The 24,769-nt window shown below is 68.7% G+C and carries 24 protein-coding genes and 2 tRNA genes; 14 read left to right on the top strand and 12 right to left on the bottom strand.

Going from position 1 to position 24,769, the window contains the following annotated elements:
• Window position 1 precedes the first annotated feature (1 nt).
• From AAEX57_RS10180 to orn, 3 genes are all read right to left on the bottom strand, one after another.
• A complete protein-coding gene (locus AAEX57_RS10180; protein ID WP_342092463.1) occupies window positions 2–949 on the bottom strand; it encodes a hypothetical protein in 948 nt (315 codons plus the stop codon).
• A gap of 87 nt (window positions 950–1,036) precedes the next feature.
• Window positions 1,037–1,112: transfer RNA gene (locus AAEX57_RS10185), tRNA-His, on the bottom strand.
• Between the two features lie 88 nt (window positions 1,113–1,200).
• Window positions 1,201–1,830: an oligoribonuclease gene (gene orn / locus AAEX57_RS10190; protein WP_342092525.1), complete on the bottom strand. Its 630-nt coding sequence runs from the start codon at window positions 1,828–1,830 to the stop codon at window positions 1,201–1,203.
• A gap of 159 nt (window positions 1,831–1,989) precedes the next feature.
• On the opposite strand from orn, the gene AAEX57_RS10195 reads away from it, so the two are divergent.
• The 5 genes from AAEX57_RS10195 to AAEX57_RS10215 all read left to right on the top strand — a co-directional run bounded on the left by AAEX57_RS10195 (window position 1,990) and on the right by AAEX57_RS10215 (window position 7,967).
• Window positions 1,990–2,727 carry a GntR family transcriptional regulator gene (locus tag AAEX57_RS10195; protein ID WP_342092464.1) on the top strand — a complete coding sequence of 246 codons (738 nt, stop codon included), beginning with the start codon at window positions 1,990–1,992 and terminating at the stop codon, window positions 2,725–2,727.
• 35 nt (window positions 2,728–2,762) lie between these two features.
• A tRNA-Arg gene (locus AAEX57_RS10200) sits at window positions 2,763–2,838 on the top strand.
• Window positions 2,839–2,867: 29 nt separating this feature from the next.
• Window positions 2,868–4,277 carry a PrsW family intramembrane metalloprotease gene (locus AAEX57_RS10205; RefSeq protein ID WP_342092465.1) on the top strand — a complete coding sequence of 470 codons (1,410 nt, stop codon included), beginning with the start codon at window positions 2,868–2,870 and terminating at the stop codon, window positions 4,275–4,277.
• A 115-nt stretch (window positions 4,278–4,392) separates the two neighbouring features.
• Entirely contained in the window at window positions 4,393–6,327 is a 1,935-nt protein-coding gene (locus AAEX57_RS10210) for an ABC transporter (protein WP_342092466.1), read from the top strand.
• Entirely contained in the window at window positions 6,327–7,967 is a 1,641-nt protein-coding gene (locus AAEX57_RS10215) for a YfjP family GTPase (protein ID WP_342092467.1), read from the top strand. The genes AAEX57_RS10210 and AAEX57_RS10215 overlap by 1 nt, the downstream gene beginning before the upstream one ends.
• Window positions 7,968–8,008: 41 nt before the next feature.
• Here AAEX57_RS10215 and AAEX57_RS10220 read toward each other — a convergent pair whose 3' ends face one another.
• Window positions 8,009–8,872 (bottom strand): putative RNA methyltransferase, encoded by an 864-nt coding sequence (locus AAEX57_RS10220; protein ID WP_342092468.1) that lies wholly within the window; start codon window positions 8,870–8,872, stop codon window positions 8,009–8,011.
• 168 nt (window positions 8,873–9,040) lie between these two features.
• Between AAEX57_RS10220 and AAEX57_RS10225 the strand changes: the two genes are divergently transcribed.
• The 5 genes from AAEX57_RS10225 (at window position 9,041) to AAEX57_RS10245 (ending at window position 13,166) form a co-directional block, all read left to right on the top strand.
• On the top strand, window positions 9,041–9,577 hold the full coding sequence (locus tag AAEX57_RS10225) for a single-stranded DNA-binding protein (protein WP_342092469.1): 537 nt from the start codon (window positions 9,041–9,043) through the stop codon (window positions 9,575–9,577).
• Window positions 9,578–9,700: 123 nt separating this feature from the next.
• Window positions 9,701–10,075, top strand: a complete 375-nt coding sequence (locus AAEX57_RS10230; protein ID WP_342092470.1) for a CdiA C-terminal domain-containing protein — start codon at window positions 9,701–9,703, stop codon at window positions 10,073–10,075.
• A 198-nt stretch (window positions 10,076–10,273) separates the two neighbouring features.
• Entirely contained in the window at window positions 10,274–11,956 is a 1,683-nt protein-coding gene (gene ettA, locus AAEX57_RS10235; protein WP_342092471.1) for an energy-dependent translational throttle protein EttA, read from the top strand.
• Between the two features lie 710 nt (window positions 11,957–12,666).
• Entirely contained in the window at window positions 12,667–12,912 is a 246-nt protein-coding gene (locus tag AAEX57_RS10240; protein WP_342092472.1) for a type II toxin-antitoxin system Phd/YefM family antitoxin, read from the top strand.
• Window positions 12,909–13,166, top strand: coding sequence for a Txe/YoeB family addiction module toxin (locus tag AAEX57_RS10245; RefSeq protein WP_342092473.1), 258 nt, complete (start codon window positions 12,909–12,911; stop codon window positions 13,164–13,166). Before AAEX57_RS10240 ends, AAEX57_RS10245 begins: the two co-directional genes overlap by 4 nt.
• A 23-nt stretch (window positions 13,167–13,189) precedes the next feature.
• Here AAEX57_RS10245 and AAEX57_RS10250 read toward each other — a convergent pair whose 3' ends face one another.
• From AAEX57_RS10250 to AAEX57_RS10260, 3 genes are all read right to left on the bottom strand, one after another.
• Window positions 13,190–13,597: a VOC family protein gene (locus AAEX57_RS10250; RefSeq protein ID WP_342092474.1), complete on the bottom strand. Its 408-nt coding sequence runs from the start codon at window positions 13,595–13,597 to the stop codon at window positions 13,190–13,192.
• 91 nt (window positions 13,598–13,688) lie between these two features.
• A complete protein-coding gene (locus AAEX57_RS10255) occupies window positions 13,689–14,279 on the bottom strand; it encodes a hypothetical protein (RefSeq protein WP_342092475.1) in 591 nt (196 codons plus the stop codon).
• A gap of 19 nt (window positions 14,280–14,298) precedes the next feature.
• Entirely contained in the window at window positions 14,299–14,670 is a 372-nt protein-coding gene (locus AAEX57_RS10260; RefSeq protein ID WP_342092476.1) for a thiol-disulfide oxidoreductase DCC family protein, read from the bottom strand.
• 26 nt (window positions 14,671–14,696) lie between these two features.
• On the opposite strand from AAEX57_RS10260, the gene AAEX57_RS10265 reads away from it, so the two are divergent.
• Both AAEX57_RS10265 and AAEX57_RS10270 read left to right on the top strand, forming a co-directional pair.
• Window positions 14,697–15,989 carry an MFS transporter gene (locus AAEX57_RS10265; RefSeq protein ID WP_342092477.1) on the top strand — a complete coding sequence of 431 codons (1,293 nt, stop codon included), beginning with the start codon at window positions 14,697–14,699 and terminating at the stop codon, window positions 15,987–15,989.
• Window positions 15,990–16,530: 541 nt separating this feature from the next.
• Window positions 16,531–17,202 carry a DUF3800 domain-containing protein gene (locus tag AAEX57_RS10270; protein WP_342092478.1) on the top strand — a complete coding sequence of 224 codons (672 nt, stop codon included), beginning with the start codon at window positions 16,531–16,533 and terminating at the stop codon, window positions 17,200–17,202.
• 168 nt (window positions 17,203–17,370) lie between these two features.
• On the opposite strand, the gene AAEX57_RS10275 is transcribed toward AAEX57_RS10270, so the two are convergent.
• From AAEX57_RS10275 to AAEX57_RS10285, 3 genes are all read right to left on the bottom strand, one after another.
• The gene (locus AAEX57_RS10275; protein ID WP_342092479.1) at window positions 17,371–17,703 is read right to left on the bottom strand and encodes a putative quinol monooxygenase; all 333 of its coding nucleotides are present in this window, start codon (window positions 17,701–17,703) and stop codon (window positions 17,371–17,373) included.
• 65 nt (window positions 17,704–17,768) lie between these two features.
• A complete protein-coding gene (locus tag AAEX57_RS10280) occupies window positions 17,769–18,680 on the bottom strand; it encodes a hypothetical protein (RefSeq protein ID WP_342092480.1) in 912 nt (303 codons plus the stop codon).
• Window positions 18,673–19,194 carry an RNA polymerase sigma factor gene (locus tag AAEX57_RS10285; RefSeq protein ID WP_342092481.1) on the bottom strand — a complete coding sequence of 174 codons (522 nt, stop codon included), beginning with the start codon at window positions 19,192–19,194 and terminating at the stop codon, window positions 18,673–18,675. Before AAEX57_RS10285 ends, AAEX57_RS10280 begins: the two co-directional genes overlap by 8 nt.
• Window positions 19,195–19,290: 96 nt before the next feature.
• Here AAEX57_RS10285 and AAEX57_RS10290 point away from each other — a divergent pair, with 96 nt between their 5' ends.
• Window positions 19,291–20,466, top strand: a complete 1,176-nt coding sequence (locus tag AAEX57_RS10290; protein WP_342092482.1) for an MFS transporter — start codon at window positions 19,291–19,293, stop codon at window positions 20,464–20,466.
• 90 nt (window positions 20,467–20,556) lie between these two features.
• Here the strand turns inward: AAEX57_RS10290 and AAEX57_RS10295 are convergent, their stop codons facing one another.
• The gene (locus tag AAEX57_RS10295) at window positions 20,557–23,508 is read right to left on the bottom strand and encodes an FAD-binding and (Fe-S)-binding domain-containing protein (protein ID WP_342092526.1); all 2,952 of its coding nucleotides are present in this window, start codon (window positions 23,506–23,508) and stop codon (window positions 20,557–20,559) included.
• Between the two features lie 37 nt (window positions 23,509–23,545).
• The gene (locus AAEX57_RS10300) at window positions 23,546–24,007 is read right to left on the bottom strand and encodes a MarR family winged helix-turn-helix transcriptional regulator (protein WP_342092483.1); all 462 of its coding nucleotides are present in this window, start codon (window positions 24,005–24,007) and stop codon (window positions 23,546–23,548) included.
• A gap of 194 nt (window positions 24,008–24,201) precedes the next feature.
• Between AAEX57_RS10300 and AAEX57_RS10305 the strand changes: the two genes are divergently transcribed.
• The gene (locus AAEX57_RS10305; RefSeq protein WP_342092484.1) at window positions 24,202–24,768 is read left to right on the top strand and encodes a biotin transporter BioY; all 567 of its coding nucleotides are present in this window, start codon (window positions 24,202–24,204) and stop codon (window positions 24,766–24,768) included.
• Window position 24,769 lies beyond the last annotated feature (1 nt).

Here is a 24,769-nt window from a genome sequence, read left to right on the forward strand (position 1 = left end):
CTCAGCAGAAGTCTCGCACCCAGGCCGCGTCGTCGGGCACCAGACTGGCGTCCAGCGGGCGGGGTGCGGGGCCGCCGGGGGCGGGCAGGGCGATGATCGCCGTCCACTCATTGGTTGGGTCGTCCACCAGGCCCGGCAGGTCGCGCAGCGCCTCCCGCTCCAACCGTTCGGTGACGTGTGAGTCGACGCACAACTGCTGGCCGTCGGGGGTGGCGTCGATGATCGCGGCCAGGCAGGCGCGCTTGTCGGCGACGGTCTCCGGGCCCTCGTAGGGGTCGCTGAGCAGGACCACCTCGTCGGGCCAGCACAACGCGGCGGCGGCGATCCGCCCGTCGCGCCGGATCAGGAAGGAACGCTGTGGGTCGTAGCCGTCGGCCTCCGGGTCGTGGTCGTCGGCGAACAGCTGGTAGATCTGTTCGCGAGGTGCCGACGGCGACCAGGAAGCGTGCTGCGCCACGTAGTGGCTGGCCTCCAGCCAGCGCACCAGCTCCCGGTCCGCGTCGGGGATCGGGGCAGTGTTCCCGCGGTGCGCGGCGGCCCAGGCCCGCAGGTCCTGGCCCACCACCCGTCGCCACGGCGGCATCAGCTGCACCGCGACCGCGCCAAACCGACGAGCCAGGGCACGGTCCTCGTGCTGGGTGGCGTCGATCTTCATCCGCAGCGGGAGTGTGGAAGCCGCGAGCTGCGCCTCAACCAGTGCGAACTCGATGGGCGTGCCGCGCAGCCCGTCCGCGACGTGGTGCACAAAGACCCGACTGTCGGGGTGAAAGACATTGTCAACGGCGCGGCAGTGGCCCAGTACCGTGCCGGAATCGTCAACGGCGACGTAGGCGCGACGGTTGTTGCCCGGCGCCCAGGCGTCCTCCACCAGCAGAGGGAAGGTCGCGGCCCAGCGCTCCCGATCAGCGACGGTGGCGGGGCGGATCAGGGGCGCCTGTGCTGGGTCCATGTCCTCATTGGACCATGCTGCCGGCGTGGACGGGAGACCGGTGGGAACGATGAAGGCCCCGGTCTGTTGACCGGGGCCTTCATCATGTGGGGTGAGTAACGGGACTTGAACCCGCGACCACCTGGACCACAACCAGGTGCTCTACCAACTGAGCTATACCCACCATGTCTCCGGGAGAACTCCCTGAGCGCTGGATCAGCTTAGCGGGGAATCGCCGCGGTGTGAAATCGGGGCGAACTCCAGGCGTCGGATCAGGCCTTCTTGGCGCCCAGCTCCGCCGGACGGGCGCCGGTCAGGGCCCCCTGATGCTTCTGTGCGATCAGCTTGGCCTCGCTGGTGCTGGGGCCGGGCGGGGCGACGAAGACGGCCTCGCGGTAGTAGCGCAACTCCTCGATGGACTCCTGGATGTCGGCCAGGGCGCGGTGATTGCCGCACTTGGCGGGGGACTGGTAGTAGGCGCGGGGGAACCAACGTCGGGACAGCTCCTTGATGCTGGAGACATCCACATTGCGGTAGTGCACCCAGCCCTCCAGCTCGGGCATGTCGCGGGCCAGGAACATCCGGTCGGTGCCGATGGTGTTGCCGGCCAGCGGGGCCTTGCGGGCATTGGGCACGAAGGTCTGGACGTAGTCGAGGACCAGCTTCTGGGCCTCTTCCATCGTGGTGCCGGTGGCCAGCTCGTCGAGCAGGCCGGATTTGGTGTGCATCTCCCGGACGAAGTCGCCCATCTGGGCCAGGGCCTCGTCGGACGGCTTGATCAGCACGTCGACGCCCTCACCCTGCACGTTGAGATCGGAGTCGGTGACCAGGGCCGCCACCTCGATCAGGGCGTCATTGGCCAGGTCGAGCCCGGTCATCTCACAGTCGATCCACACCAGCATGTCATTCACCCGTCCACCTTACGCTCCCTGCCCGGGGGCCTCGACATCCCGGGCCCCGGCACGATGCCGGGTGGAACCGGCCGCCGAAGCCAGCCAGGCCCCTCCGACGCCGAATTCTTGGACGCTCGTCTCGACTGGTCGGATGCAAGGCTTGGGGCCATGGGGACCAGGGATCGTCGGGCGGAGATCGTCACTGAGCTGGAACAGGAGTTGCGTGCCCTGCCGCGCGGGCACCGGGTGCCCGGCGAACAGCAACTGGTGGGGCGCTTTGAGGTGAGCCGCGCCACGATCCGGGCCGCGTTGCAGGAACTGGAGGCCCAGCACCTGATTCGGCGGGTCGCGGGGGTCGGCACCTTCGTCCAGCACCGGATCGCGTATCCGATCACGCCTCGCCACGCCCCAACCTTCAGTGAGGTGGTGCGCGCGGCGGGCGCAAAGCCCCGCACCGTACTGCTGGAGCACGCCGTGGTGGGCGCCCCCCAGAAGCTTGCCGGCACACTGCCGGTGCAACCCGGTCAGCCGGTGCAGCAACTGCGTCGTCTGGGGCACATCGACCAAGAACCGGCGTGCCTGCACGAGGAGTGGTTCTCCCCACGGGTGGAGGTGGATCTGGGGCTGGCGGTGCGCAGCTTCGGCTCGGTGGGGGAGGTGTTGCGGTCCGCGGGCTTTCGGCCGCGGCGGATACTCACCCGCGGCACCATGGCGGCTGCGCCCGAGGCGATCTGTGCCCAGCTGGGCATTCCGTTGCGCGCCCAGGCCTGGATGGTGGCCAGCACCAGCGTCGACGACGACAGCCAGGAAGCCCTGGTGCACAGCCGATCCTGGCTCCGGGCAGACCTGGTGCGGATGGTCTTCGACGTGGTGCCGCTGACTGAGGCCGATCCCGGGACGGACTAGTCACCCATGGGCACCGCTACGATGGACGTCGACCAGCCCCAGTAGCTCAGCGGATAGAGCAGCAGCCTTCTAATCTGTCGGTCGCAGGTTCGATTCCTGCCTGGGGCGCCAGTCCGTTTCCCCGACGACAGGACGAGCGCATGACGACGCAGACCCGGCCCGGCACGGCATGGACGCTCGGGGGAACCCTCGATGCGTCCAGCTCGGTCAAGCCGGAACGGCGCGCCCGATCCCTGTCCGGCCTGCCACCTCAGCGTCGCCCCGGACAGCACTGGGCCATGCGGATCATCACCGACCCGTGGACCTGGATCAGCGCCGTGCTCTTCCAGCTCTACGCCCTGGTGATCTGGTTGGTCTGGCGCCAGATGTCGGCCGACAGGGTGCTGCCGGAGGGCACCATCCCCGGTCTGGACTGGCAGACGGTCAAGACCTGCGCCGGCTATGCCGCGCCCACCGCGATCGTCTGGTCGCTGGCCTTCATCTTGCTCGATCGGCTGCGGCCGATGAAGCCTTTGCTGTGGCTGTTGGCCTTCGGCTGGGGTTCCTGCATGGCCATCTGGCTCAGCCTGAACATCAACAGCTGGGCCTCGGAGATGCTGAACGTCACCGCCAGCGCCGGCGATCCCGCCGCCCAGGCCCGGCCCGCGGTCTTCGTGGCGCCCTTCGTCGAGGAGGCCGCCAAGGCCACCTTCCTCTTCCTGCTGGCCATCCTGATCCGCTACCGGATCGTCTCGGTGCTGCAGAGCGTCGGGCTGGCCGGGCTGTCCGCCATCGGCTTCGCCTTCACCGAGAACATCGTCTACTACGCCCGCGCCATGGTCTACGGCTCCATCACCATCGGCACCGGTGACGTGGAGGAGGCCGTCAAGCAGTTGGTCTTCCTGCGTGGCGTGATCACCAGCTACGGCCACCCCATGTTCACCATGTTCACCGGCATCGGTCTGGTGCTGGGCCTGCGGACCCGCAGCAAGCTGGTGCGGATCCTGGCGCCGCTGACCGGTTTCTGCTGCGCCGCGCTGGGCCACATGGCCTTCAACGGGATGGCGACGGTGGGGCAGCGCTCCGAGCTGATGTTGCTGATCCAGTTCGCCCTGATCATCTTCTTCATGCTGAGTTTCCTCATCAGGCACGAGTTCAAGGAGCTCAAGCGGATTCGCACCCGGTTGGTCGACTACGTCCAGATGGGCTGGCTGCCCGGCCGCGACGTGGTCAACTACGGCTCGGCCCGGCGGCGCACCAGGCTGGTGCTGGTGGCGGCCACCCGCGGCTGGCGCACGCTGCGGGACACCGTCGCCATGATGCGCAGTGTCACCGAACTGGCCTACCTGCGCGACGCGATGGTGCGCGGCATCATCGACTCGGCCGGCAGCGAGCGGGAGAAGGAATTGCTGGCCGAGATCAAGGCGCTGCGCCACACCGCCCTGTGCGAGACCGATGGGCTGCGGATCGACTGGGCCCGCTTTGCCTTCTGGCGCAGGCTGCGCGGACGTCGCCGCTCGTCGACCCCCGCCTACCAGCCGGCCAGCAACTGGCCCGCGCCGCACAGCTGAGCACAGTCGAGGGTTTGGCCAAACCCTCAACCATCCGCGGGCAGAAATCGGCGGGACGTGCCACAGTGGTGGGGGAATTTCGCGGGCACTGGCCCGCGCCGTCGAAAGGAAACGCGTGAGCAGCACACGCTTGACGCAGGCACTGACCGAATTGCGCGAATCGCTCGCGCCCGTCCGGCTTCCGTTGCCGCTGCCGCAAGCGATGGAGCAGACCCGCAGCGCGCGGGACATGCAGCACCAGCTCGACGACTACATCCTGCCGCGGCTGGCCACCATCGACGCGCCGCTGCTGGCCGTCGTCGGTGGCTCCACCGGCGCCGGCAAGTCCACCCTGGTGAACTCCCTGGTGGGGCGCGTGGTGAGTACCCCCGGCGTGATCCGGCCCACCACCAAGTCGCCGGTGCTGATCTGCCACCCCGACGACGTCAAGTGGTTCAGCAATGACCGGATCCTGCCCGGCCTGGTTCGCTCCCGCGCCAGCTCGAACGACTCCAACACCCTGCAGATCGTCGAGGAACCCACCCTGCCCAAGGGGCTGGCGATCCTGGACGCGCCCGACGTCGACTCCGTCGTGGAACAGAACCGCAAGCTGGCCGCACAGCTGCTGCAGGCCGCCGACCTGTGGGTCTTCGTCACCTCCGCCGCCCGCTATGCCGACGCCGTGCCGTGGGACTTCCTGAAGTCCGCCGTCGACCGCTCCGCCGCGGTCGCCGTGGTGCTTGACCGGGTGCCGCCGGCCGCGATGAACCAGGTACCGCCGCACCTGGGCCAGCTGATGACCGAGCGCGGCCTGGCCGATTCCCCGCTCTTCGCCGTCCCGGAGACCGAGACCAGCCCGGAGGGCCTGCTGCCCGATGCCGCCGTCTCCCCGATCCGCAGCTGGCTGGCCACCCTGGCCGCCGATGCCGCCAGCCGGCAGCGCGTCGTGCTGCAGACCCTGGACGGCGCGATCGGTGCGCTGGTCACCAAGGCGCCGCCGGTGGCCACCGCCGTCGAGGCCCAGGCCGAGGCGCTGGAGAGCCTGCGCAGCGATGCCGCCAAGAGCTACCAGGAGGCCGTCCGCCAGGTCTCCGTGCAGTCCGCCGACGGCACCCTGATGCGCGGCGAGGTCCTGGCGCGCTGGCAGGAGTTCGTCGGGACCGGCGAGTTCATGAAGGTGGTGGAGCAGAAGATCGGCTGGTTGCGGGACCGGGTCTTTGCCTCCATCAAGGGCACGCCGCCGGAGGCCGACGGTGTCAAGGTGGCCGTCGAATCCGGGCTGGAGGCCCTGGTGCGGGAGCAGGGCGAGGCCGCCGCCGAGCGCGCCGAGGCCGCCTGGCGATCCACCCCCTTCGGCCGTGACGTGCTGCGCAACTGGGCCGGGGAGGACCTGTCCCGCGCCTCGGCCAGCTTCGACGACGAGGTGGCCCGCGCCATCCGCGACTGGCAGGGCGACGTGATGGAGATCGTCTCCGGCGAGGGGATGGGCAAGCGCACCCAGGCGCGCTACCTGGCGCTGGGCGTGAACGGCGTCTCCGCGGCGCTGATGGTGGTGGTCTTCGCCCACACTGGCGGCCTGACCGGCGCCGAGGTGGGCATTGCCGGCGGTTCCGTCGTGCTGGCCCAGCGGCTGCTGGAGGCGGTCTTCGGTGAGGATGCCGTCCGACGGCTGGCCGCCAAGGCCAAGTCCGACCTGGACGCCCGGGTGGAGGCCGTGATGGCCAAGGAACTGCAGCGCTACGACGAGGCGCTGGCCTCGCTGGGCGCCGATCGGGACCAGGCCGAGCGGATCCGCCGCGCCACCGAGGAGGTGCAGTTTGCCCGGCACGAGGGCTACGACGACGCCCTGCCCGCCGGCCGCACCAGCGGCCCGGCGCTGCCGTCGGGCCAGCCTCAGCCGCAGGTGGCCGCCGCACCGCAGCAACCCGCGATCGAGACCCAGCAACAGGCCGCGATCGAGGCGCCGCAACCCGGTCGGGAGACGGTGCAGCTGAACACCGTCGCCGATCACCGCGACGCCGAGGTGGTTGACGCCGAACTGGTGGACGAGCAGACCGAGGAGAAGCGCTGATGGCCCGCAACCACACCAACCCCGACCGTCGCGGAGTGCCGGAGAAGGTCAAGGCCCTCACCGAGACCATCCAGTTGGCCGAGGGCCGCACCGAGGACGAATTGATCGCCGAGGCGCGCAATGTCGTCGGGCACACCGACAAGCGGCTGGCCTTCAGCGGCGACATCACCGTCGTCGCGCTGGCCGGCGCCACCGGGTCCGGCAAGTCCTCCACCTTCAATGCCCTGTCCGGCACGCAGCTGGCCGTGCCCGGGGTGACCCGTCCCACCACCAGCAAGGCGATGGCCGCCTACTGGGGCGACGAGGTGCCCAATGACCTGCTGGACTGGCTGCAGGTGCCCACCCGGCACGTCGTCTCCGGCGGTGACAAGGCACTTCAGGGTCTGGTGCTGTTGGACCTGCCCGACCACGACTCCACCGAACGTGCCCACCGTGACGAGGTGGACCGGCTGGTGCAGCTGGTGGACATGTTCATCTGGGTGGTGGATCCGCAGAAGTACGCCGACGCCGCCCTGCACGACCGTTACCTCAAGCCGCTGGCGCAGCACGCCGAGGTGATGATGGTGGTGCTCAACCAGGCTGACCGGCTGCCCGAGGGCCAGCTGGAGCCGACGATGCGTGACCTGCGCGCCCTGCTGGATTCCGAGGGTCTGGGCAAGGCGCAGGTGTGCGCGATCAGCGCGCTGACCGGGATGGGCGTCGAGCAACTGCGCGGCCAGCTGGCCACCGCCATCCAGAACAAGCAGATGGCCGCCAAGCGGCTGGAGGCCGACGTCACCCAGGTGGCCCGCAAGCTGTCGACGGAGATCGGCCATGCCGACCCCAATGAGGTCAGCAAGGCCCGCGAGGCCCAACTGAACAAGGCCCTGGGCGAGGCCGCGGGCGTGGGCGTGGTGACCGAGGCGGTGCTCAAGGCCACCCGGCGCCGCGGCACGCTGGCCACCGGTTGGCCCGCGATCACCTGGATCAAGCGCTTCAAGCCCGACCCGCTGAAGCGGCTGCACCTGGATGCGGTGAAGATCGGCCGGAAGGCGGAGCTGGAACCGGCCCGGATCCAGCGCACCGGCGTCAACAAGAAGGGGTTCAGCTTCAACGGCGTCCAGCAGGCGCGGGTGGATTCCGCGGTGCGCGGGGTTGCCGATGAGGCGTCGGTGGGCCTGCCGCGCGGCTGGCAGGACGCGGTGCGTACCGCCTCCATGCGCGACGACCAGGTGCTGGCCGACGAACTGGACCGGGCGATCGCCACCACGGATCTGGCGATGGACCGCGGCATCGGCTGGTGGAAGATCTTCCAGGTGCTGCAGTGGCTGTTGATCGCCTGCGTCGTGGTGGGTCTGGGCTGGCTGGGCGCCCGGATGGCGCTGATCTACTTCGGCGTGATGGATCTCTCCCTGGGCCCTACGTGGTACGGGCTGCCGATCCCCACCTGGTTGGTGGCCGGCGGTGTGGTCGCGGGGTTGGTACTGGCGGCGGTCAGCCGGGTCCTGGTCGAGTTCGCCGCGCAACGCAAGGCTGCTCGCGCGACGCACGTGCTGGAGAAGTCGATCGGCCAGGTCTCCCGCGAACGGATCATCAACCCGATCAATGCGGAACTGCGCCGCTACGAGCAGGCCCGGGATTCGGTGGCTCGCGCCTTGTAGTCGAGCAGGGCCCATCCACGGGCCCGAGCTCGTGGAGGGGTTCAGGCGGGCACTGCGAAGACCGTCGCGACGAAGTGCACGCTGACGGTCAGCTCTTCCAGCTTGGCGAAGCGTTCCTGGCCGTCCAGCGGGGTGTTCCAGCGGTAGGGGGTCATGCCCCAGACCTCGTGCAGCTCCTGCGCGCTGGCCAGATGAACGGTGTCGGTGAAGCGCCGCTGTTCCAGCACGGCAAGGGATTCGGTCAGGGCCACCTGCTCGTCGTGCGGGCGGTAGTGCGGGTAGAGCACCTGACGCAGTTCGGCCAAGTGGGAGTCGCCGGGGGAGACCACCACGATCCGGCCGCCCGGGCGGATGACGCGGGTGAACTCGGCCTCGTGCAGTGGCGCCATGATGCTGGTCAGCACGTCGACGCTGTGGTCCAGCACCGGCATCTCGATCACCGACGCCACACAGCTCAGGGCCTGCGGAACCCGGCGGGCGGTCACCTTCATGGCCGGGCGGGAGATGTCGAAGGCCATCCGGGTGGGCGCGGGGGAGTACTCGGCCGGTAGCGCGTCGAGCATGGCGGTGGTGAAGGTGCCCTCACCACAGCCGACGTCCAGCAGGCTCTCGACGGGGCGCTGCGCGCCAAGGTCCCGGATCAGGCCAGCGATTCCCTCGGACAACACCCGGTAGTGGCCGCGCTCCAGGAAGCGTCGGCGATCGGCCACCATGTCCGCATCGTCGCCGATCACCGCCTTTCGGGCCTTGCCGGGCCGCAGGAGGTTCACGAAGCCTTCGCGGGCCTTGTCGAAGCGGTGCCCGTTGCCGCACCACAGTTCCCGGTCGGCGACGCACAGCGGGGCATGGCAGAGGGGGCAGGCGGCGATCCCACCGGCGGGTACGGGAGGCAGGGCTTGGTTCACCCCGGAATCGTATCGACTCGTGAGATTCGGCCCGGAGTTTTCCACAGCCGCGAGCTTCCGAGGACTTGTCCACAGGCGGCTCGGGGCGTGACGCAGAATCGCCTGCCTTGCAAACACTCTGGGGGACGAGCGCGCAGCGGCGCCTCGATGTCTGGAAGGGGCAGCACCATGCAGGACGCACTGATTTCGTTGACGGGCAATGTGGGCACCGACGTGGAGTTCAGCCAGGGGGAGGGCTGGCAGCTGGCCCGGTTCCGGCTGGCCTGTACTCCGCGGCGGATCAGGGAGGGCACCTGGGTTGACCAGGAAACCACCTGGATCACGGTGAACGCGTGGGGCCGTACGGCGGAGAACATGAAGACGTCGCTGAGCAAGGGCGATCCGGTGGTGGTCACCGGCAAGCTGCGCACCACCGCCTGGAATGACGGCGACGGGCTGCGGCACGAGCGGCTGGTGGTGCAGGCCACCGCGCTGGGCCACGACCTCTCCCGCGGTCGGACCGAGTTCACCCGCAACCAGAAGCGGATCGTGGTGAACGACGAGGGCCAGCAGATCGACACCCGAACCGGGGAGATCGTCGGCCTGGCCGATCCCGCCATCCCGGAGCCGCCGACCGCCTTCGACGAGGCGCCGCCGGACGACGAGGATGAGGATGGCACGATTCCCGCTGAACCGGCTCGTGAGGAACACCTGGTCCATTCGTGACCCGGGCCCGTGGTCGGGAGTCATGACCCCCGGCCCCGGGCGGGGTGGGCAGCCGACATTGGTGCACTCGATCGTTGGCAATTGCTCCTGGACGGAGCGCCGCTCCAAGGGCCAGGACGAGTGATGGTTCCGGCTGGGGTGACGGTGGCTCCGCATGAGATGACCACGGCCCGAGCGTTGGCGGCGCACGGGGCCAATGTCGTCCTTCTCTCGCTCCTCCATGGCGAAGGCATCAAGAATCCGGATGCTGCGATGGATGGTGAGGTGTGGGAGTTCAAAGCCCCGCAAGGGGCGTCCGAACGGAGCACGATCGATTCACAGTTCCGCAGAGCGAGGGCACAGTCGCGGAGGATCGTGATCGATCTGGCGCGTTGTGGACTGTCGGAACAACTGGCAGTCAGGCAGTGCGCCTACCGCTTCTATGGTCAGCGACGGATCAATCGGCTGTTGGTACTCGACAAGATGGGAACGATGGCCTTCTACGGGTGCCTCACCTAGAATAGAGGCAAGAAGGCGGCAGCCAGCCCCCTGTTGGGAGGAGACTCCCCGGGCAGGCTAGCCGCCTTCGTCCGTCCCCAGGAGCGTCACCGGCAGCGACGCGGGAGATCCGCCGAAGACTGGCATACTGGGAGGCGTTTGCGGCCTCAGCTCGGGGCGGCCACCACCATCATCGACTCGAAGGACATCACGCCTGCTATGGCCGAGTTCATCTACACCATGCACAATGTGCGCAAGACCATCGGCGACAAGCTGATCCTTGACAACGTCACCCTCTCCTTCTTCCCCGGCGCCAAGATCGGCGTCGTCGGCCCCAACGGCGCCGGCAAGTCCACCATGCTGAAGCTGATGGCCGGCATGGACAAGGCCAACAATGGCGACGCCCAGCTGATGAAGGGCGCCACCGTCGGAATCCTGCTGCAGGAGCCCCCGCTGACCGAGGACAAGACCGTTCTGGAGAACGTGGAGGAGGGCGTCGGCGAGATCAAGGCCAAGCTCGACCGGTTCAACGCGATCGGCATGGAGATGGCCGAGCCCGACGCCGACTTCGACGCCCTGATGGCGGAGATGGGTGAGCTGCAGACCGATCTGGACAATGCCAATGCGTGGGACATCGACGCGCAGCTGGCCCAGGCCATGGAGGCCCTGGAGTGCCCGCCCGGCGACACCCCGGTCAACGTGCTCTCCGGTGGTGAGCGGCGCCGCGTCGCGCTGTGCAAGCTGCTGCTGCAGCAGCCCGACCTGCTGCTGCTCGACGAGCCCACCAACCACCTGGACGCCGAATCGGTGAACTGGCTGGAGGGCCACCTCAAGAACTACCCGGGCGCCGTCCTGGCCGTCACCCACGACCGGTACTTCCTGGACAACGTCGCACAGTGGATCTGCGAGATCGACCGCGGCCGCCTGCACCCCTACGAGGGCAACTACTCCACCTATCTGGAGACCAAGCGGCAGCGCCTGCAGATCGAGGGTCAGAAGGACGCCAAGCGCGCCAAGATCCTGGAGAAGGAGCTCGAATGGGTGCGCTCCAGCCCCAAGGCCCGCCAGGCCAAGAGCAAGGCCCGTCTGGCCCGCTATGAGGAGATGGCCGCCGAGGCCGAGCGCAACCGCAAGATCGACACCTCGGAGATCAACATCCCGGCCGGTCCCCGCCTGGGCAGCACCGTGATCGAGACCAACAAGCTCAAGAAGGGCTTCGGCGAACGGGTGTTGATCAATGACCTGTCCTTCAGCCTGCCGCGCGCCGGCATCGTCGGCATCATCGGCCCCAATGGCGTCGGCAAGACCACCCTGTTCAAGACCATCACCGGCCTGGAGAAGGCCGACGCCGGCACCGTGAAGGTGGGCGAGACGGTCAAGTTCAGCTACGTCGACCAGAACCGTTCCGGCATCGACCCGAACAAGAATGTCTGGGAGGTCGTCTCCGACGGCCTGGACCACATCAAGGTGGCCAACTTCGAGATGAACTCGCGCGCCTACGTCGCCAGCTTTGGCTTCAAGGGCCCGGACCAGCAGAAGCTGGCCGGTGTGCTCTCCGGCGGTGAGCGCAACCGGCTGAACCTGGCGCTGACTCTGAAACAGGGCGGCAATGTGCTGCTGCTCGACGAGCCCACCAACGACCTGGACGTGGAGACCCTGTCCAGCCTCGAGGACGCGCTGCTCGACTTCCCCGGCTGCGCCGTGGTGATCTCCCACGACCGCTGGTTCCTGGACCGCATCGCCACCCACATCCTGGCCTGGGAGGGCACGGATGAGGACGAGAGCAAGTGGTTCTGGTTCGAGGGCAACTTCGCCGACTACGAGAAGAACAAGATCGAGCGCCTGGGTGAAGAGGCGGCGCGTCCGCACGCCTCGAAGCACCGTCGCCTCACGCGCGACTGATCGCAGCTCACCACACGGCCGGGTTTGCCGGGGTCTTCGGGCCTCGACAAGCTCGGCCGTCGTGGTTCAGGGAGCCAGACCGGCGTGGTGCAGGGGCTGTCCGAGGCAGCTGGGTGACGACGGTTCGCGAGGCAGCTACGTGACCACGGTCCCGAACCTGTCGAGGGATCAGGCGGCGAGGCGCGTCAGCTCCCGGATGGTCGCGGGCTGGCGCGGCAGCAGCCACCCAGCAGCCGGGCACCGGCCTGTAGCCATTGAGGTACCAATGCGGCATAGGGCGTGCCTCCAGAACCTTCCGGCTGTCTCCGGATCTGTGTGCAGGACGATGGCGCCGATGCTGAGCATGGTCTCACCCTACGGACCCTCGCTCCCCGGCGGCGAGACCCTCACGAAGGTGCGCCTATGCCGCGAAGTTCGTGAAGGCCCCGCTGCGGCTTGGCGATCCCAGCAATGGAGATCAACAAGCCGTTGGATCAGCACCAGGAGGTATCTCATGTCCCGACGACCAGAGATCGCGTCCGACGACGGCCGAAATGACACGAAATCTGCGAAAGCGGACGGGGACGCCTCAGGTCAGGCCAGGTCCCGACATCCTCCATGCCTCCGATGGCGTGCGTGACAGCACTACTTCGCCGAGAAACGGACGTTTGGGATCGCCTCGCACATCGCGCATACTGGTACCAGATCCAGTACAACTTGAAGGAGGCGTCGTGGCTGTCACCGCCACCGAGGCGCGCAAGAATCTCTTCCCGCTGATCCAGCAGGTCAACGAGGACCGTGCACCTGTCGAGATCACCTCCCGCAACGGCGACGCCGTCCTCATGTCGCGAGCCGACTACGACGCCTTGGAAGAGACAGCCCACCTGCTCCGCGTGCCCGCCAACGCCCGTCACCTGCTCGAGAGCCTGCAGCAGGCCCGTGGCGGCCAGCGCGAACAGCACGACCTCGAACGATGAGGCTTGTCTTCACCCCCAACGGCTGGGGCGACTACACCTATTGGCTAGGGGCCGACAGGCAGACCCTCAAGCGCATCAACCGCCTCATCGACGACGCCCTGCGCGACCCCACCTCGGGGATCGGCAAGCCCGAGCCCTTGCGACACATGCTCGCCGGCGCCTGGTCACGGCGCATCACCGAGGAGCACCGCCTCGTCTACCTGGTCGATGGCGACGACCTGATCACCCTGCAAGCGCGTTTCCACTACAGCTGACGCACTCACCGGCCGCGAGTGGATCAGGCACCCTGCCCGGCGGCGCTGTCCAAGGCGGCCCGTTGGCCTGCTTCCCAAGTGCCCTGCTCATCGGCCACGAGGCAGAACTCGTTTCCCCAGGGGTCCGCAAGAACCACGCAGCCTTCGCTCGGGCTTCCCTGCAGTGGAGTGATGATTGTGGCGCCCTTGGCTACCGCCTCGTCGGCTGCCACGGCGGCATCGGTGACCACGATGTCCAGATGCAGCCGGTTCTTCGCCGCCTTCGCTTCGGGCACTCGTTGGAAGGCCACCCGAAGGGGGACCGACTCGACCAGCGCCCAGTCAACGCCCAAGGCAGCCCAACGAGCGCCGAAGATCCCTGCCCAGAAGCGGGCCAGGTCCGACGGATCCTGACAACAATCGAAGACCACTTCCTGGATCGACGCGCGCATGCTGAAACCCTAGGCCCAGGACTCCTGCCGTGTCAGTCAGTGGGTGAGGCGATGGTGCCTGTCCTGCCCCCCAGCATCTCAGGCGGCGCGATCACCAGGACCAGGAGACCAGGACCAGGGCGGCAGCAAGACCCGTCAGACAGCACACCAGGGCGAGAAGGAAGGCGCCCAGCCCGCGCAGGAATGCTGTCGACGTCGGACTGTCCAGCACCGCCGCATCAGGCCCCGACCACCACGCCACGGAATGGCTCCGCTGGTCGGGGAAGAGCAACCAGGAGTGTCCCGAACGCACCGACCACCAGACCTCCATGGGGCCCCTGAGGTTGGGAACCAGCCATCGACGGATGACCGCTTCCCGGCCGAGCAGCAACTCGCGCCGTCCTCTCGCGGTCAGGGCGGTCACGTGGCCCTGACCCAGCTCCACGGTGCCCCGGAGCGCCAGCGGCAGCAGGAGGTAGAAGGCTGCCAAACCCCACCATGAAGCACCAAGGAACAGCACTGCCGTGCCAAGACCGTCGAGCGGCCACCGATCGGGATCCGGATTGCGCGCTCCGAAGCACACCGCGTAGATCGGCACGAAGATCACCCCGAGGCGAATCGTCCACACTCGAATCGTGTCCCACAAGGACTTCCTGACCGTCTCTCCACGTGCCAACATCCGGTCGGGGTCGATGTCCTTCATGCTGGGAGTGCGCCGTGGATCACGGCCTGGGCTCGGGCATCCGACAGGCCGCCGTGCCGCCCGGCAAGTCGTGGCGGTGCGTGGCCACCCAGCGGTAGACGGGATGGGCAAGCCAGCGCAGCGGGGCGTGACGGAGCAGCAGCCCGACGGCGCGCAGCGGCTGTGGACCGGTGGCCAAGGCACGCCCGATGGCCGCGGCACCGTGGGCGACGGTGCCGTCGTCGGCCACGAAGGGGATCTCCCGGAGGGCGCGTTCTTCGTCGATTCCCAACGCCTGCAGCAACTCCGGCGTCATGGGCTCGACGCTGGCGCGCAGGCCCCGCCCGTCGAGCCAACCGGCGCATCGCGTGCAGAAGCCACAATCCGGGTCGTAGAGCAGTCGGCCAGTCATGAGGCCAGTGTGGCAGCATCTTCCGCGTGAGTGACAGACGCGGCTTCCTGCTCGACACCCGGCCGTTCACTGTGTCGCGGCACTTCACCTGGATGTGGCTCGGTGCATTGGTGGCGGGCGTCGGCAATGCCCTGACTGCCGTGGCCGTCGGCCTGCACGTCTACGAACTCACCCACTCCACCTTTGCGGTCTCCATGGTGGGCGTGATCTCTCTGGTGCCCACGCTGTTCGCCGGGCTCTACGGTGGCACCATCGTGGACCGCTTCGACCGCCGACGCGTCGCTTTGGCCTCGGCCGTCGTCGCGTGGCTGGCGACGGCGGGGATCTTCACCCTCGCGTTGCTGGGCCGGGAGACCATCTGGACGCTCTATGCCTTGTCAGCGGTGAACACCATGGGTGCCACGCTGGTCTCCGCGTCGCGGCAGGCCATCATCCCCAACCTGCTCGACGCGGAACTGCTGCCTGCCGCCGGGGCGCTGAACGGGATGAGCATGGGGCTGGTGGTCACCCTGGGCCCCAGCCTGGCCGGGCTGCTGGTGGCGCGTTTCGGATTCCACGTCACCTACGGTCTGGACCTGCTGCTCTTCTGCGGCGCCTTCGCGGGGCTGGGCGCCCTTCCGCCGATGCCGCCCCAACCTGGTGCGGAGCACAAGACCTGGGCCGCGATCCGGGAGTCCTTCCGCTACATCCGCTCAACGCCCGTGGTGGCGATGAGCTTCATCGTGGACATCGTCGCGATGACCTTCGGCAACCCGCGTTCGCTCTTCCCGGCGCTGGGGGCGGTGGCGATCGGAGGGGGAGCCGTGACGGCGGGGCTGCTGGCGGCCTCGTCGGCCATCGGGGCGGTGCTGTGCAGCCTGTTCAGCGGCCGGATCGTCGGCTGGAAGCGGCACGGGCGGGCGGTGAACCTCTCGGTGATCGCCTACGGGCTGTGCACCGTCGGGCTGGGTGTGGTGGCGCTGCTGGTCCGCACGGGGCACTGGCCCGGCGGGGCCGGGCCCCCGGAGCGACTGAATGCCTCAGCGATGGCGGCCGCGATGCTGATGCTGTTCGGGATGGGCGCCAGCGACAATGTCTCCGCGATCTTCCGCAACACCATCCTGCAGCAGGCGGTGCCCGACCGGATCCGCGGCCGGATGCAGGGGATCTACATCATGGTGGTCACGGGCGGGCCGCGTCTGGGTGACCTCTTCGTCGGTCTGGTGGCCCTCGGCGCGGTCTGGGCCCCGCCACTGGTGGGTGGGCTCGCGATCGTCGCGCTGGTCAGCGTGCTGATCCGGCTGGTTCCGGTCTTCCACCACTACGACGCCACCGCTTGAGCTTGCGAAATTGTTGCAAGCCGATCTGTGGCCACGATCTCCTGACTGCGTACGCCTGCGCAGTGAATCCATGCTGGAGGCCGTCCAACTGCCCGGTGACTACGCCCGTCGCTATCCGCACGAGGTGTCGGGTGCCAACGGCAGAGAGTGTCCCTGGCCTGAACCCTGGTGGTGGGGCCGGACCTGTTGGTGGCCGACGAGTCCACCAGCGCACTGGACGTCAGGTCTTCTCTTCTGCACATGGACCCAAGCGCCTGTGCTGCTTGGTCTCGGGTACTCAACCCTGCGGGAGTTGCGCATCAACCATCCCGGCTGGCGGCGCTGAGCTTGCCGGGCTGGCCAGCGGGCCCAAGACGAGCGGACAGACGCAACGCTCGCAGTGTTGATCTTGCTGGCCCTGATCCGCCGTGCTCGTGCACTCGCATGTGGCCGTACCGTCACCGGCGTCAGCCGATTCCTGCGAGTGTGCTCGAGCCCACCGGTGAGTGGCGGAAGTGTCAGTGGCAGCTGATGAAATGGGTGCCATGAGTGGGGAAGCGCGATGAGGTTGGTCTATGTGGACGACTCGGGTGCCGAGCGTTCCGGCATCGCCAGCTTCAGCTGGGTGGAGGTGCCGGAGGAGCACTGGGCGCGCGTGCTGGGCTGCTGGCTCGACTACCGCGATCTGCTGTGGCGCCACCACGGAGTCGGCAAGGCCGTCGAGATCCATTCGACCAGCTTCACCAATGGCCGGGGACGGCCCTCCACCAATGACGAGTTCAACGCCTCCAAGGCTCGGAGGCGCACGGTCTTCGCCCAGGGGATCGACGTGCTGGCGTCGGACCCGGCCGTGCAGGTGGGCACCGTCTTCGGCCGGACGGCGGGGAGGGCCAGCGCCTTCCGGGAGGAGCGGATGCGGGTCTACCAGGCGATGGTCCGGCTGCTCGACGAGCGGCTGCGCAGCACGGGGGAGCGTGCGCTGGTGGTGATGGACGGCGACGGCACCGACACTGGCTACCTGAGCGCGCACCGCGCTCTTCGGCGCAGCACCCGTCACGTGCTGGAGGACCCGCTCTTCCAACACTCGGACCGGAGCCACTGGCTGCAGATGGCGGACATGGTGGCCTATTCGGCCTATCAGGAGGTGCTGGCGCTGCCGTCCAAGACCTATGCCCACGGCTGGTATCCCCGGCTGCGGCCCAGCGACGTGCTCGGCGGCCCCTGGCAGGTGTGATCCCGGCCGGGAACACGTGCCGGGAAAAGAAGCTGGACCCGTTTCCCTGCATGCGCAGGACGGGTCCGCATCCTCATGGTACGACGCTGCCCCGCCGGGCAGCAAGCGCAATTGCCCGGGCGGCCGTCCAGGTGTGTACCCCGGGCGGCCACCCGGCGGGCGCGGAGACTACTGCTCGTCGGGCATCTCGATCTCGCCCAGATCGCTCCAGTCGTCCTGCGGGATCTCGTAGGAGATCACCTTCGGGCGGGTGGCGGCGTACTGGCCGTGGGTGGCCATCGCCTTCTTGAAGTGCTCGCTGTTGACGTGCGCGGCGCCCGCCTCGCCGTCCTTGTAGGCCTCGATCAGGATGTACTCGCAGGGGTTGTCCGCACTGCGTGACCAGTCGAACCACAGGCAGCCGGGCTCGGCGCGGCAGGCCTCGGTGAACTCCCGGGTGAGTTCCAGGAAGTTCTCGGCGTATTCGGGCTTGACATCCCACTTCACGGTGATGGTGATCATGCCCCCAGCCTGCCAGATCATCGCGGCGCAGACCGTCGAGGACCGAACCTGGCGGTAGAAGCGGCTCAGGGCTGCTTGTCCACCAGGTGTTCCGGCACAGTCACTGCCGCGACGTGACTCCCCACCAGCGTCCCGTTCTTGGCTGTCACTCGAGTGCTCGTGCCCAGTTGGGCCATGGTTGCGGCGTCCACCGAGAGAGTCGACACTTCCCTGCTTTCGTCGGGGTAACTGCGGGTGTGGGTGGCGACCAGCGCGCGTCGCCCGCCGATGTTCTTGATCGCCAAGGTGGTCTGGGGGTTCTCCCGCAGCATTGCCATCAGGTCCTGGCGGAGAGTGGCGCTGCTGCCGAGATGGCGGACCAGGTCATTCACGGCTACCCAGATGATCTCGTCGTCGGGGCGCGAATCGTTGCGGTTGCGGTCCCGCTGCAGGAACCATGCCCGCATCGCTTGCGGCTCTCGTGGAAGCCCTCGGAGGTCTCGCAGGGGGCTTGCCATGGCGGTGATGTCGCCGCTGCCATTCGTCGTCTTCTCGTGCGCGGCATAGTTCTGCCGGGAGTCCAGCCATTCCACCCGGTCAACCTTGAGCGTGATGAGCTTTCCGGAGCCGCTGAAGTCGCCCACCTGCACCGAGTGCCAGGTTCGGGTTGCGAACTGGCCCTCGGGGATGGTCCGGCGCGGGCCGCCGAGCGCGGTATTCGCGCTGCTGCTGGCCGGCGCGGCCGGGCTGAGCGCTTGCTCGCCGGGCGTCAGGGCCCCGTAGCCGAGCGCCCCGACGGTGGCGATGGCGGCCGCAGCAACGGCCAGTCGTGGCCAGCGGGAAGCCCGTCGGTCGGCCGTGGCGGTGATGGACTGGCGGATGTCGTCGCGGGTCAGCTCCCAATCGGTGTCGGCCAGTCGGGGACTGGTGGGGGCGATCGCGGCGAGCTCGGTCAGCTCGAACTCGTCGATCTCGGGGGTGTGCAGGGTGTCAGGCATGAGTGGCTCCGGTGGTGTCGAACTGGTGGCGCAGCGCGGTGCGGGCGCGGTGGATCCGGACGCGCAGGGCTCCTGGCGTCGTGCCGAGGACGCGGGCGGCATCCCGGGTGGACAGGCCGTCCCAGGCGATCAGCAGCATCGCTTCGCGGTCGTCGTCAGACAGGGACGCCAGGGCGCGCAGCAACTCCTCGCGGCGTTCCACGCCCAGCTCGGGGGAATCGCTGGCCAAGGCGGTCAGCGGCGCCAGTCGCTCCGAAATCTGCCCCTGCCGCTTGTGGGTGCGGTACTGCGCGGCCATCTCCTGCCGGGCGGCGACGATCAGCCACGGCAACGCCGGATCGGGCAGCTGGTCCAGCTTGCGCCAGGCGGCGGTGAAGACCTCGCTGACCACGTCCTCGGCCTGCTGCGGGCTGGTGTGTCGCAGACAGTAGTTGCGCAGCCGATCGGCGGTGGCGTCGAAGATCTCTTCGAAGCGCTCGGCCCGCTGGTCGCGTCGACCCGGTGGTTGTCCCATACCCATCAGCTGCACGAAAGCCCATTGTGTTACACGTCGATCGTGTGGGGCAGGGACGACGTGCGTCCGGGCAACGTCTGACCGTAAGTTGAGCGCGTGTCTTCCACTCCTGCGCGCGCCCGGCAGGGCATCAGTCTGATGTTCTTCACCAACGGCGTCCTGTTCTCGGTGCTGTTGCCCCGCTACCCCGAGCTCAAGGCCGCACTGGCTCTGAGCAATACCGCCTTCGGCCTGGCCGTGATCGCCATGCCGATGGGTGCGATCCTGGCCGCGGGGCTGTCCGCGCCGCTGATGCGCCGGCTCGGAACGCGCGCCGTGATGAGCGTCGGCACCGTGCTGGTGGCGGTGATGGTCTTCCTGGCCGGCACAAGCCACACTGTCTGGGGCTTCGCCGGGGCGCTGCTGGTGGCGGGCTTCGTCGACTCCATCGTCGATGCCGCCCAGAACGTCCAGGGCGTGCTGGTGGAGCAGTGGATGGGCAAGTCGGTGATCAACTCGCTGCACGCGCTGTGGAGCCTGGGTGCGACGCTTGGTGGCCTGGTGGGCGCCTGGTGTGCGGCCCAGCACATCCCGCTGTTCTGGATGCTGCTGGTCAACGGCATCATCTGGAGCGCTGCGGCCTTCGTCGCCGGGCTGACCTCGCAGACCCCGTCGAGCGTGGTGGCCACCGACGACGACGGTCACGAACCCGGCGCGGCCGGGGCCTCCACCCGGGCGTGGAAGCTGCTGGCGCCGCTGATCGTGCTGGCCATCTGCGGCACCCTGATCGAGGAAGTGGCCAACAGCTGGTCGGCGCTGTTCATGAAGACCGAGATCGGCGCCTCAGCAGGCCTGGCCGGTCTGGGCTTCACCACCATGCTCGGCGCGCAGTTCGTCGGACGCCTGACCGGCGACCCGATGACCGACCGGTTCGGCCGCGAGACGGTCGCCCGGATTGGTGGCGTGGTGATCGGTCTCGGGGGGTTGGTCTGCATCCTCGCGCCCAATGCCGTGGTGGCGCTGCTGGGCTTTGCGCTGATGGGTTTTGGCTGCGCGACGCTGGTTCCGGCCGCCTTCGCCGCCGCGGCGCGGGTGCCCGGCCTGCCGCACGGCACCGGCGTCGCCGTGATGGGTTGGCTGATGCGGCTCGGCTTCCTGCTGACCTCCCCGGTGATCGGCGTCGTTTCCGACCATGCCGGGCTGCGCACCGCGCTGGTGGTGCCGCTGCTGGCCGGCGTCGCCGCCGCCGGGATCGCGCACTGGATGCGACGGGCGCTGTCGCCAAGCGCCTGAACGAGACCGGGCGCGTTCGACCGCGCAGCGGTTGGTGATCACGCGCAGGTGCTCCAGCAGCTGCCCCTGCCACTACCGGCTGCGCGGTGGTCAGCGATGGGCCGCCAGCAGCTCTCCCAGGGTCATCGCGTCGCGGGCCTCCAGGTCCTTCACCTGCTTGCGGCAGCTGAAACCGTCGGCAAGGACGATCGCCTGCGGGTGCTGGCGCAGGGCGGGCAGCAGGTCGTGCTCGGCCACCTTCACGCTCACCTCGTAGTGACCCTTCTCGACCCCGAAGTTGCCGGCCAGGCCACAGCAGCCGCCCAGCGTGATCACCTCGGCGCCGGTCCGCTCCAGGATGGCGGCATCGGCGGCCCAGCCCAGCACCGACGCATGGTGGCAGTGCGGCTGCGCGATGATGGTGTGCCCCGACAGGTCCGGCAGCTCCAGGCCGTCAACGGTGGACAGCAGCTCCGCCAGCGTGTGGATGCCGTCGGCCACCGGCTGCACCCGCTCGTCGCCGTGCAGCAACTCCTTGGCGTCACTGCGCCACACGGCCATGCAGCTGGGCTCCAGCCCGACGATCGGGATCCCCGCCTCGACGATCGGGTGCAGCACGTCCAGGGCGCCACGAAGCTGTTTGCGCGCGCCATCGAGCTGGCCGGTGGTGATCCAGGTCAGACCGCAGCAGGCATTCTCCTGCAGCACCCGCGGCTCGAAACCGGCGTGGACGAGGGTCTGCACCAGGCCGGCGAGCTGGTTGCCGACGAAGGCATCGGTGAAGGAGTCCACCCAGATGACGACCTCACCGTGGCGCGGGGCCTCGACAGGCTCGGCCATCGTGGTGGGGTTGGTTTCGTCCGCAGCGGTCGGGACTGGCTCGGCCACAGTGGGCTCATAGGGGCTGGGCGTCGTGTCGCCGGTGTGCTGGGTGGCCTCGACAGGCTCGGACGACGAGGCCTCGACAGGCTCGGTCGTCGTGGAGAGAAGCTCGGCCACCGATCCCGACGCAAGCGCGGCGCCCGCCTTGCGGGCACTGCCATCGACCCGGAACTCGGGCATCGGGCGACGCTGGTCCACCCCGGCGGCCCAACGGATCAGGTGCTTGGTGCCGGGCAACTGGGTGCCCAGGTTTGCGATGGCACCCACCCCGGGAACCATGGTCACCAGCCGGCCCCAGCGCGGCAACCAGCCGAGCGCGTAGTGGCTCATTGGGCGAAGCCGACCCTTGTAGCTCTCGTACAGCACCCGGGACTTGTAGGAGGGCATGTCGATGCCCGTCGGGCAGTCCGACGAGCAGCCCTTGCAGCTCAGGCAGAGATCCAGCGCCTCGTGCACCTCCGGGGACCGCCAACCCTGGCTGACCAGTGAACCGTTGACCATCTCCTGCAGCACGCGCGCCCGGCCACGGGTGGCGTCCTTCTCATTGCGGGTGGCCTGGAAGGACGGGCACATCACGCCACCGCCAGCGGTGGAGTCGGCCAGGCACTTGCCCACGCCGGTGCACTGGTGCACGGCGGTCACGAAGTCCGGGTCCTCCAGGCGTAGCGGGGAGTTGATGGTCGCGGCGACGCGGATGTCCGCCTCGACGGGCACCGGATCGACGAGCACGCCCGGGTTGAGCAGGTTGTTGGGGTCGAAGAGCTGCTTGACCTGCCCGAACAGGCTCAGCGCCTCGGGGGAGTACATCGCCGGCAGCAGCGCGGAGCGCGCCCGACCGTCGCCGTGCTCACCGCTCATCGAACCGCCATGGCGGGCGGCCAACGCCGCCGCCTGTTCGACGAACTCGCGGTACTTGCGCGGCCCGTCGGCCTTGTCCAACGGGAAGTCGATCCGGCAGTGCACGCAGCCGTCTCCGAAGTGGCCGTAGGGCAGGCCCTGCAGACCGTGGTCGGTAAGCAGCGCGTCGAATTCGCGCAGGTAGTCGCCCAGTTTCGCCGGCGGCACCGCGGCATCCTCCCAGCCGGCGTAGGCGGGGTTGGCCAGGCTGACCCCGGCCAGGCCGGCGCCGTCGGCGCGGATCTTCCACAGCTTCGCGGCCAGCGCCTTGTCCTCCACCACCCAGCCCTCCAGGGCGTGGCAGTCCGCCACCAGGGCGTGACAGCGTTCCCGGACGGTGGGCTCGTCGTCGCCGACCAGCTCGACGAAGACCCAGCCGTCGCCGCGCGGCAGGTCGGGCAGGGCGGCGGCACCGTGCTGGCGCTCGACGACGTCGTAGATCCTGCGGTCCATGCCCTCGCAGGCCACGGGGGAGTGCTTGAGGATGGTGGGCATCTCGTCGGCGGCCTCCGGCATGGACGCATAGCCCAGCGCCACCATCATGCTCACCGGGGCGTCGGCCACCAGCCGCACCATCGCACCGGTGATGATGCCGAGCGTCCCCTCGGTGCCGCTGAAGAACTTGGCGACGTCGAAGCCCTTCTCCGGCAGCAGATGTTCCAACGAATAGCCGGAGACCTGGCGGGAGAAGTGGCCGAACTCCGTGCGGATGGTGCCCAGGTTGGCGGCCACCAGGTCGCGCAGCGCCGGCAGGGGCGCGGCATCACTGCCGCCCTCGCCCAGCCGGATGAGCTCACCGGTTCCGGTGATGATGTCGAGCGCCACCACATTGTCGGCGCTGCGGCCATAACCCAGCGCGCGCGGCCCGCAGGCATTGTTGCCGATCATTCCGCCGATGGTGCAGCGGGTGGCCGTCGACGGATCGGGGCCGAAGCGCAGGGCGTGTGGCCGGGCCGCCACCTGCAGCGCCTGTTGCACCACGCCGGGCTGCACCACCGCGGTGCGCGCCTCGCGATCAATGGCGCCAATCGCATTCAGGTGCCGGGCGACGTCGATCACCAGCCCCTCGCCGACGGCATTGCCGGCGCACGAGGTGCCGGCACCGCGGGGCACGATCGGCAGGCCGACCCGCAGTGCGGCCTGGACGACGGTGGTGAGCTCCTCGACGGTGCGCGGCCGGGCGACGGCCCGCGGCACCACGCGATAGATCGACGCATCGGTGGAGTAGAGCGCCCTGGTCAGGGTGCTGGCATCGGTGCAGTCAGCAATGCCGGGCTGGGCCAGAAAATCGTCGAGCGGAGAACTGAGCTGGGTCACTCCCTCAGTCTTCCACCGCCAGCACGGCCTGCATGACGCGTCCCAATGCCTTGAAGTCCTCCGGGTCGGCGGCGTCCACCAGGATTCGGCGGACGGCGGCGACGTGGTTGGGTGCGGCGTCCACCAGCAGCTTGTAGCCGCGGTTGGTCAGCCGGGCGATCACCCCACGCCTGTCCTCGGGGGCGGACGTACGTTTCACCCAGCCGGACTTCTCCATCCGGGCGACGGCGTGCGTCAGCCGGGAGCGGGACTGGTGCACCAGATCGGCCAGTTCGCTCATCCGCAGCTGACGCTTCTCGGCCTCGGAGAGCACGACGAGGATCTCGTACTCGGCCAGATCCAGCCCGTGGCGGCGCAGGTCCTGGTCAAGATAGGTGTCCACCCGGGCCACGGCCAGCAGCCAGTTTCGCCAGATCCGTTGCTGCTCGTCGCTGAGCCACTGGGCTTCGTCGTCGGAATTGGCCATGGGGGAAGACTATCGGGCTGGCGTCCATCCGCCGATGGCACCCCGGCTATATGGATCCGTATAGTCGCCGAATGGTGGGCTGACTTGGTTCAGCGCCGACGACGGTGCATGATTTGAACACTGTTCAACACAGGCGCTGTCAGGCGGCCAGCCGGCTTCCCACCGCCTGCTCTGACTTTCCAGGAGAATGCCCCATGGCCACCACCCACCGGTCCACGTCCCGCGACCTTGCCCTGATCGGCGTCTTTGCCGCGATCACCGCCGTCCTGGGCTTCCTGCCGGCCATTCCCACCGGCCTGTCGCCGGTGCCGATCACCGCCCAGTCGCTGGGGGTGATGCTGGCCGGGGCCATCATCGGCGGGCGTCGTGGCGCCCTGTCCCAGATCCTCTTCCTGGCGCTCGTGGCGGTCGGACTGCCCCTGCTGGCCGGTGGCCGGGGCGGACTGGGTGTCTTCGCCGGGGCCTCGGTGGGCTTCCTGCTGGGCTGGGCCGTCGCGGCCTGGGTGATCGGGGCGCTCACCGAGCGTCGCGGCGCGCCGTACTCGGTGCCGCTGGGGATCATGTTCAACCTCATCGGTGGCGTCGTGGTGCTCTACGCCTTCGGCATCGTCGGCATGATGGTGCGCACCAAGATGGGCCTGGTGCCGACCATGACGGCCAACGCTCCCTTCCTGATCGGCGACTCGATCAAGGCCGTGCTGACCGCCCTTGTGGCCGCCGGCGTGCACCGCGCCTACCCCGGCCTGCTGCGCCAGCGCTGAG

The sequence above is a fragment of the Luteococcus sp. H91 genome (genome assembly GCF_038433135.1).
Lineage (GTDB): Bacteria > Actinomycetota > Actinomycetes > Propionibacteriales > Propionibacteriaceae > Luteococcus.